An 8,765-nucleotide genomic window follows, 5' to 3' on the forward strand; every position below is an offset into this window, starting at 1 on the left:
AGTAATAAAATTTTAAAAATGAGGATACCACAGCAAGAATAAAGCCAATATTGCAGGTATTGATTGGATTAAAAATGCTGTTGGGCGTTTCAAAGTAATGCTACCAAAAATACCTGCGATCGCTACACAAATTAAAAAGAAAATCACAATCGATGAAGGCTCCACTTGTGGAACCTTTTGTGAGATAAACAATCCCCAGATTAAGCCAGCAGCAAGAAATCCATTATACAACCCTTGATTTTTAGCAAGAATTTCAGAAATTTGCTTTGGTGTGAAATTTTCCATTATTTTTTCTTGAACAACTTTTGTCTTCCAGAAAAACATCTGCACAACTAGAAAAAGGATATGTATGAATGCAATAATGCCTATGAGTACCTTGACAAATATTTCCACGGTTACTGGTCTCCTAGAATTTAACTTTTAACACACTATACTAGTAAATGAAACCTTGTTATCTTGAAAATACAATTATTGAATTTCAACTTTTGCAGATTCAATATTCAGATGACTATACTGAGATGAGAGATTTTTTAATTCTTCCATATTTTCTACATATTGAGCATCTATCAGTAAATTACTAGCTTGGGCTTGTAGTAGGCGATAACTCCCAGCTTTTTGTTTGACTGGAAAGGCATTACCAATGGCTTGAATAGTTATGATTACTGCCCCTAAAACACTAGTGGTGACTTTTTTATTTTGCTCATCTATTTGGTTTAGAGAAGCCAAAATAGTAATCATTAAAGTGAGAATGATAGTGGTAATTGTTAAACTTGCATCCCAACTTCCATTGATGCGTCTGAGTCTGCTAGTATGGTGAGTTAGTTTCTCAATGTCATCCTGCAATTTTGTTCTTTGGTCTTGAAAATCTTGCACTTCAGCCTTCTCCTATATATGAAAATACTTGGGTTAATTCGATGATTTGCGACTCTATTGAGAATAGAGTTTTATGAATTACAAAGACAAGATTTGCCCCATGTTATCTCGATAAAATATGGGGTAAAAATAATTAAAGGATTACAAGGATTCTTGCAATTATGCCAGTAACATTTTTGATTGTAGTTAAAATATCTACAGTCTTGTTCACAGACTTTATTGATTCTCTTAAGTCATTTATTCCTTCATTAAGATCATCTTCAAAACACTTGAGTCGGGCAGCAACTTTTTCTAAGACTACACTTTCTAGTTTTAGACGCAATACAGATAAATCTGTGCGATCGTCAATAAATTTCCGTTTTTTAGCAATGTCTATTTCGGCTTCAAAGATATTTTGTATCTTTGATGAATTGAGTTCAAGTTCGCATTCACGGAGTCGGTCTAAAAATTGTGCACGAACTCTATCCATTGCTGGTAGTTGGTCACTTGTAAAAATTGTAGGGCTGTATGTCATGATATCTCTCCTATTATATGAATAGTTAACTTTGTTTTTTGTCTGCTTCAACGATTTGCAGGAAATCATCAACTTCTTGTAAAAAGTTATTAACTCTTGCTAAAGTTAATTTCCCTTCATAAAACGCTTGAAAAACTTCTTGATATTTTCCCAATGTTTGACTAGCAAATTGAAGCTCTTGTCCTCGTTTTTCCATTTTTACTAAATTTCGCCGTGTTTCAATCCATGTATCTTCTTCGGAAATTGTTGTGTCCTGAATCAATGGACGGATAACAAAACGTTCTTCTCTTGCTATCCGAATAAGTTTGACATCTTGGGCAATTGAATCACCTAAAACTTTTAACATCTCTTTTTGAATTGTCAGTTCAAGCAAAATTGTCCGATGGCGTTTTTCTAGCTCGTCACGCAATGCACCACGAATTTGTGATGAAACTACAACGTTACCTATACCTTGAAAAAGTCCCGCATTGGTAATCAAATCACTTCTTTGGAGTTCCTTCCCAATAGTATTAAGATTATCTACAACTCCGGCAATTTCTCCTTGGGCGCGTGTGGGGGCATCAGAACTAGCAAGTTCGTTCAGCAGTTGAAAATAATTGCCTAATAATTTATTATGCTTGCGTAATTTTCTGATAACTTCTAGACGTTCATCATCACGGTCGGCGAGCTTTTTATAGTCGTCAACTGTGAGATTGAGAATTCGGTCGTTGCGTAATAATTGCTCGGAAGTAGTATCAATGCGGATGTCACCAGCCGCATCAAGTAGTTTGTCAACAGCATTTGCATACCCACTTCCTGCATTTGCAAATTTTTTGTACTCATCAGTTGAGCGACATCCTGTTGTTAGCGTAGCAATCATTACAAACAAAAATACAGTTTTATGAAGTGTTTTCTTCATAATTATTGAAAAATCCTATAAATCATAACTGCTTGATAAGAGAGAACTCGAAATAGACGCTAGCAAGTTGTGCTTTGCCTTAACTTAATCAAACCTGAAAGCCGATCGCCCTGCCGGTGAGAAAAGTTGACTAGTTAGTGTAAACAATTGTAAAGTTTGCCATAATCTTCCCAGCAAGAACAGACAAGTTAAATAATACTTAAACGATACGTGGATCTTATTGAGCGATGACGGCAGAAGAGGCACTCAAAATAGTCAATGCTCTTTTACACTCTACCTTTGGGCAAAGGCTCAATGATGTTAAATCTGTGGTCTTTCTGGAAACTTGGAAAGGACAAACCTATGAGGTTATTGCGGAGAAACTAGGTTATCAAAACGACTATATTAAACAGGTCGGTTCGCAATTGTGGCGATCGCTCTCCCAAGTGACTGGTGAAGATGTCACTAAAAAAAATATCCAAGCGGTTCTGCATCGCTATCAGCAATCCCAAAACACTACACAAGATTGGGGAGAAGCCATAGATGTTTCTCGATTTTACGGTCGTCAAGCAGAATTGCAAACTTTAGCAACATGGATTGGGAATGAACATTGTCGTTTCGTCGGAATTTTCGGACTCGGTGGGATTGGCAAAACTACTCTCTCGGTGAAACTTGCAGGGCAAATTCAGTCTCAGTTTGAATATGTGATTTGGCGTAGTTTACGGCAAGCACTGCCACTAAATACTTTATTGGGCGAGATTTTGCCGATTTTGATGGGTTCAGAGGCAACAATCAATAGTTCAATTAGTATTTTGATGCAACAGTTGCAGCAAAAGCGTTGTTTATTGGTTTTTGATAACGTCGAGTCAATTTTACAAAGTGGAAACCGGGGTGGACAGTACCAACAAGGGTTTGAAGGATACCAACAGCTATTTGAGCGGATCTGCGATGAACTGCACCAAAGTTGTTTGATTGTCACCGGACGAGAAAAACCGGGCGGAATTGCGGTGCGGTCAGGAAAAAATTTACCTGTGCGATCGCTCTCTCTATCAGGACTCTCAGTAATAGATGGTCAGCAAATACTTATTGCCAAAGGGTTAGATACAACACCTCAGCATCAAACCTTGGTTAATTACTTTGGTGGTAATCCACTCGCCCTCAAAATTGCCGCAACCGCTATTCAAGATATATTTTGTGGTGACACACAAGCATTTTTAACACAAGGTAATAGCCTTTTTAGCGATTTGTGGGACTTATTAAAGCAACAATTCGAGCGTTTATCGCCTCTGCAACAGCAGATTATGTATTGGCTAGCGATTAACCGAGAAGGAGTAACACCAACGAAGTTACAAACAGAAATATTGCCACAAGTACCTTGGCGAGAACTCTTAGAAGCTTTGGAGTCACTCAAGGGACGCTCACTTGTAGAAATAGTAACGACAGGGTTAACGCAACAACCCGTAATTATGGAATATGTTACAGAACAATTTATCCAGACTATTGAGCGGGAGATTATTACAGGCGAACTCAACTTATTTAAAAACCACGCCTTAATTGAAGCTCAAACTCAAGACTACGTGCGTGAAGCCCAAATTCAATTTATTCTGCATCCATTAGTCGAGCGACTTTTCACCCACTTCGACACACAAGCCCAACTTGAAGAGCAGCTTTGCAAGATTTTAGTCCAACTGCGACATCAAACAGTAGTGCAAACAGGCTATGCAGGGGGCAATCTGCTGAATCTATTCTCTTACTTGCAAACCGACCTGAATAGCTTTGACTTTTCTCATCTGGCTATTCGCCAAGCTTACTTAGCCAACACTACATTACACAACACTAATTTTACTCATGTCAAAATTAAAGAAACTGTCTTTGCTGAAACCTTTGGAGGTGTACTCAGTGTTGCTTTTAGTTCAGATGGACAGTATTTAGCTACTAGCGACACCAAAGGCGACATTCAAATTTGGGATGTTAGCACAGTCAAACAACTAGTGCGTTGTCGAGGACATCAACATTGGGCGTGGAGTGTAGCTTTTAGTCCAGATGGACGGTATCTGGCCAGCGCTAGTGATGATTATCTAGTGAAGTTATGGGATGTGGAAACTGGGCAATGTCTGCACACATACCAAGGACATACTTACTCAGTTAACGCCGTTGCATTTAGTCCTAAAGGTAATATTGTTGCAAGTTGCGGTCAAGATTTAACTATTCGTTTGTGGGAGGTTGCACCAGAAAAGCTTAAGCCAGAAGTTCAGACTTTAGTTGGTCATGAAGGTCGAGTCTGGGCGATCGCTTTTCACCCTAATGGTAAAATTCTCGCCAGTTGTAGCGAAGATTATACAATTCGCTTGTGGGATGTTGCTACCGGAAATTGCTTTTGTGTTTGGCAAGGACACGATTCCTGGTTACGCTCAATAACATTTAGTCCAGATGGTAAGTTACTCGCCAGTGGCAGCTATGACAACACTATCAAACTCTGGGATGTTAAAAGCCAAAAATGTCTGCAAACCCTACGCGGACATCGACAGACAGTAACTGCGATCGCATTTAGTCCTAATGGTCAGCAGTTGGCTAGCAGCAGTTTTGACCGCACAGTTAAATTATGGGATGTCAGTGGGAATTGCCTAAAAACCTTTCTTGGTCATAGCAGCCGCCTTTGGTCGGTTGCTTATCATCCCAACGAGCAACAATTGGTCAGTGGTGGTGATGACCACGCCACTAAATTATGGAATCTTCAAATAGGACGCTGTACGAAAACCCTCAAAGGACATACCAATAGCGTATTATCCCTGGCTCCCAGTCCAGACGGCAACTATCTGGCAAGTGGACACGAAGACCAAACAATTAAGCTCTGGGATATCAAAAACGGTACTCTAGTCCAAACATTACGGGAACATACTAACCGCGTGTGGTCAGTGGCATTTCAACCCGCTAACCAGCATCCTTTACTTGCCAGTGGCAGTGCAGACTACAGTATCAAATTATGGGACTGGAAGTTAGGAACTTGTCTACAAAGCTTGCATGGTCACACTAGTTGGGTTTGGACAGTCGTTTTTAGTCCAGATGGCAGACAATTAGCCAGTAGCAGCTATGACCAAACCGTGAAACTTTGGGATATTAGCACAGGACAATGCTTGAAAACCTTCAAAGGACATAATAGTCCAGTTGTTTCAGTCGCCTTTAGTCCAGATGGTCAACTGCTTGCAAGTAGTGAATTTGATGGGATGATTAAGTTGTGGAACATTGACACTGGAGAATGCCGCCAAACTCTAACAGGACACACCAACAGCGTGTGGTCAGTTACCTTCAGCCCTAACGGTCAGTGGTTATTAAGTACAAGTTTTGACCGAACTTTGAAACTGTGGTTAGTTTCCACAGGAAAATGTCTCCAAACTTTTGTAGGACATCAAGACCCCGTTATGGTGGCACAGTTTAGTCCAGATGCTCAGTTTATTGTTAGCGGTAGTGTTGATCGCAATCTGAAACTTTGGCGTATTTCTACAGGAGAATGTTATCAAACTTTGGTGGGTCACTCAGAGCTTGTTTATAGTTTAGTAGTAGCTTCTATCTCAATTGGAGACGCAACTTCTGCCAGATTAACTGCTTTTAGTGGTAGCTTAGACGAAACCATCAAAGTCTGGGATTTGCAAACTGGTAAATATGAGCAAACTTGGAGAACGCCTCGCCCTTATGAAGGTATGAAGCTGGAAGAAATTCAAGGGTTAACAGAAGCTCAATTGGCAACTTTACAGGCTTTAGGCGCTGCTCCCTAGCAAATATACCAGGCGATTAGAAATCGCGGCTACACAAACGTTCGCGTAGCGTCTCGCAGAGAAGTCCGCCTACGCGGACTCAAAGAATTTGAAACCCGGAGGTGTGTTTTTATTTACAAAAGTGAGATAGCTTCCATGAAATACTTCTTAAACATCTCTTTGTTCTCTGACTCTGTGCCCTCTGCGCCTCTGTGGTTCGTTCCTTTTCCTTTCAAACTTCGTTTAACAGACCACTAGTCAGCTAATAGGTAATGTAAACCAGAATGTTGAACCTGCATCCAATGCACTGTTAACACCTATTTGGCCACCGTGAGCATTGATGATTTGCTTACATAAATATAAGCCCAATCCCAAACTTACAGAATTGCGGATATTTGCACCCCGAAAGTAAAGGTCAAAAAGCCGATCGCTTTGTTGTTGACTTATGCCTTCCCCGTTATCATTAACAGTACAATAAATCATCTCACCTTCACGGGTAGCGTTAATTGTCAATAGCAATCCAGGAGGATTGTGTTTGAGAGCATTGACAATCAAATTAGAAAAAACTCGCCATAGTTGCGTGGGATCTGCATTCACTAATGGCAAATCTGCGGATACCAGATTAGTCAGCTTGGCTTGATTTTGCTCTAGCAATGGTTCCAAATCGGCGATCGCAGCTTCGACAACTGCCAATAATTGTACAGGCTGACGTTGCAAAACAACACCTTGCACCTCACTGATATGAGCTTCCATCAACGAATTAATTAAGTTCAGTTGGCGATCGCTACTTTGAATCATCCGCTCTAAAATTGAGCGGGAAATCGAAATATTTTCCTCTGGACGTGCAAGCAAGTTTCTCAGCACCATTAAAGTACCCAGTACTGGGTTACGTAAGTCATGGGAAACTGCATGGAAAAATACTCGTAGTTCTTCTTCTGTTTGTTTGCGCTGGGTAATGTCTTCAATCAAACCTTCGTAGTAAAGCAGTTTTCCCTGTTCGTCACGCACTGCGTAGGCTTTTTCTGAAATCCAGACAATACTCCCGTCTCGGCGATAAATTTGAGACTCAAACTCGGAAACGCTACCATACTTTTCCATCAGCCGCACAAATTCGGCGCGGCGGTTCGGATCAACGTACAATTGTTGAATATCAGTGGAATTTGCTGTCACTTCTTCCGCTAAAGAGTAGCCATAAATATTTGCTAAAGCAGGGTTAGCCGTAATGTAACGTCCATCGGGACTGCTTTGAAAAATTCCTTCAACGGCGTTTTCAAAAATGGTGCGATATTTAGTTTCTGCAACCTTGAGTTTTTGATATGCAGATTCCAGTTCTTGACGAGCGTAAAATTCAGAGCGTTGCAGGCGATCGTATAGATAAACACCAATGTCACATATAGCACAGAACCAAAAAATATATAAAAGAAATGTCACACTATATATTTCTGGGTGTTCAGGGACTGGTGTTTTTAGTCCAAGTGCCGTGTTTACACCAAAATAGTAAACTAGCACACCCACTTGAGACAGCAAGTGAACAATCCAGCAGACAGGCATTAATATAGCTTGGCTCAAGAAGAGCAGTGACCAACCGATGGCATCGGGTAGTGCGAAGCCTCTCAGGGTGGCAAACAACTGTGATGCGAGACTAATTGCCCAAGAAGACCCCAAAAATAATAAATCTGGACGATTGCGGCCTAATTTAGTTTTATGTAAGGCAAAGCAGATCAGTATACTCAGGAGCATTGCAATATTGATTACAAGGCGTTGAGTTCTAAGTATTTCTGGCAGACTTTCCAACTCTTTTAAAGAGAATAAAAAGCCGTAAATGTCTCGCAAAGTAAAAGACAACAAACAAATCAGCGCCAGCCATAACCATAAACGCAATCTCTGCCACAAAAAACGGTTACGCCAAGCTCTGTAAAGAGTAGTAGTTTCATCTGTTGTTGGTGCAGAAAAGGTTTTTCTCCACCAGCTTTGCACTGTTGTAAATGGAGTAGCTATTAGCATCCAAGCAACTTTGCCCATACTGTCGAGGGTGTTTCCTTTACTCAACATTGCTATAAATAACACCCTCTCATTTTTTGGTGATTTATGGGCGATTTGTTGCGGATGAAGTGAAGAGAGGTAATGTAAACCAGAAAGTTAACCCGCGCTTGCGGTTACTAATAACACCGATTTTACCGCCATGTGCTTTAATAACTTTCCGACAAAGATACATTTTTAAGCCAATGCTGGTAGAACAACAATCTTGAGGATCGCGGACATGGAGATCGAAAAGGCGATCGCACTCTAGTTTACTCATTACTACACCATCATCTTGAATCTGAGTGCGAATCATTCCCCCCTCAATGCTGGCACTAAGAATAAAATTTAATCCTGGTGGATTATTTTGCAAGCTATGTGTGATTAAAGTTACCAAAACTTTCTGCAACAGAGTCCCATCTGCCATTACTAACGGTAAATCTGTGGGAACCAAGTTTTTCAGAGTCGCTTGATTTTGTGTCAATACAGGTTCCAGGTGGGTAACTGTTCCTCCCAGCACGGTGCTAAGTTGCACAGGTTCATGTTTGATATCAATACCCTGTTGTTCGCAGGAATTAATTTCTAGCAATGAGTTAATCATCGCTAGTTGGCGATCGTTGCCTTGAATCATCCGCTCGATTATTGAGCGAGATACTGGGATTGGGGATTGGGCAGAAGAGGCAGAGGGGCAGGGTGCAGGGGGCAGAGGAGAGGGATTTTCCCCCTGCAC

Annotated in this window: 7 protein-coding genes; 1 reads left to right on the plus strand and 6 read right to left on the minus strand. The window is 40.7% G+C overall.

All coding sequences use genetic code 11. The features are described 5' to 3' along the window. Positions 1-12: 12 nt before the first annotated feature. From GNF10_RS00585 to GNF10_RS00600, 4 genes are all read right to left on the minus strand, one after another. Complete coding sequence (locus tag GNF10_RS00585) at positions 13-393, minus strand: DUF1304 domain-containing protein (protein WP_185585680.1); 381 nt, start codon at positions 391-393, stop codon at positions 13-15. A gap of 75 nt (positions 394-468) precedes the next feature. Beyond that, a complete protein-coding gene (locus GNF10_RS00590; protein WP_185585681.1) occupies positions 469-873 on the minus strand; it encodes a hypothetical protein in 405 nt (134 codons plus the stop codon). Between the two features lie 133 nt (positions 874-1,006). After that, positions 1,007-1,387 (minus strand): hypothetical protein, encoded by a 381-nt coding sequence (locus tag GNF10_RS00595; protein ID WP_185585682.1) that lies wholly within the window; start codon positions 1,385-1,387, stop codon positions 1,007-1,009. Positions 1,388-1,412: 25 nt separating this feature from the next. Beyond that, entirely contained in the window at positions 1,413-2,285 is an 873-nt protein-coding gene (locus GNF10_RS00600; protein WP_185585683.1) for a hypothetical protein, read from the minus strand. 227 nt (positions 2,286-2,512) lie between these two features. On the opposite strand from GNF10_RS00600, the gene GNF10_RS00605 reads away from it, so the two are divergent. After that, a complete protein-coding gene (locus GNF10_RS00605) occupies positions 2,513-6,037 on the plus strand; it encodes an NB-ARC domain-containing protein (protein WP_185585684.1) in 3,525 nt (1,174 codons plus the stop codon). Between the two features lie 237 nt (positions 6,038-6,274). Here the strand turns inward: GNF10_RS00605 and GNF10_RS00610 are convergent, their stop codons facing one another. Both GNF10_RS00610 and GNF10_RS00615 read right to left on the minus strand, forming a co-directional pair. Next, a complete protein-coding gene (locus tag GNF10_RS00610) occupies positions 6,275-8,068 on the minus strand; it encodes an ATP-binding protein (RefSeq protein WP_260445829.1) in 1,794 nt (597 codons plus the stop codon). Between the two features lie 34 nt (positions 8,069-8,102). Beyond that, positions 8,103-8,765, minus strand: a 663-nt coding sequence (locus GNF10_RS00615; protein WP_260446270.1) for a sensor histidine kinase KdpD, incomplete at its 5' end; no start/stop codon positions are given.

The organism is Nostoc sp. UCD121 (assembly GCF_014222285.1).
Classification (GTDB): domain Bacteria; phylum Cyanobacteriota; class Cyanobacteriia; order Cyanobacteriales; family Nostocaceae; genus Nostoc.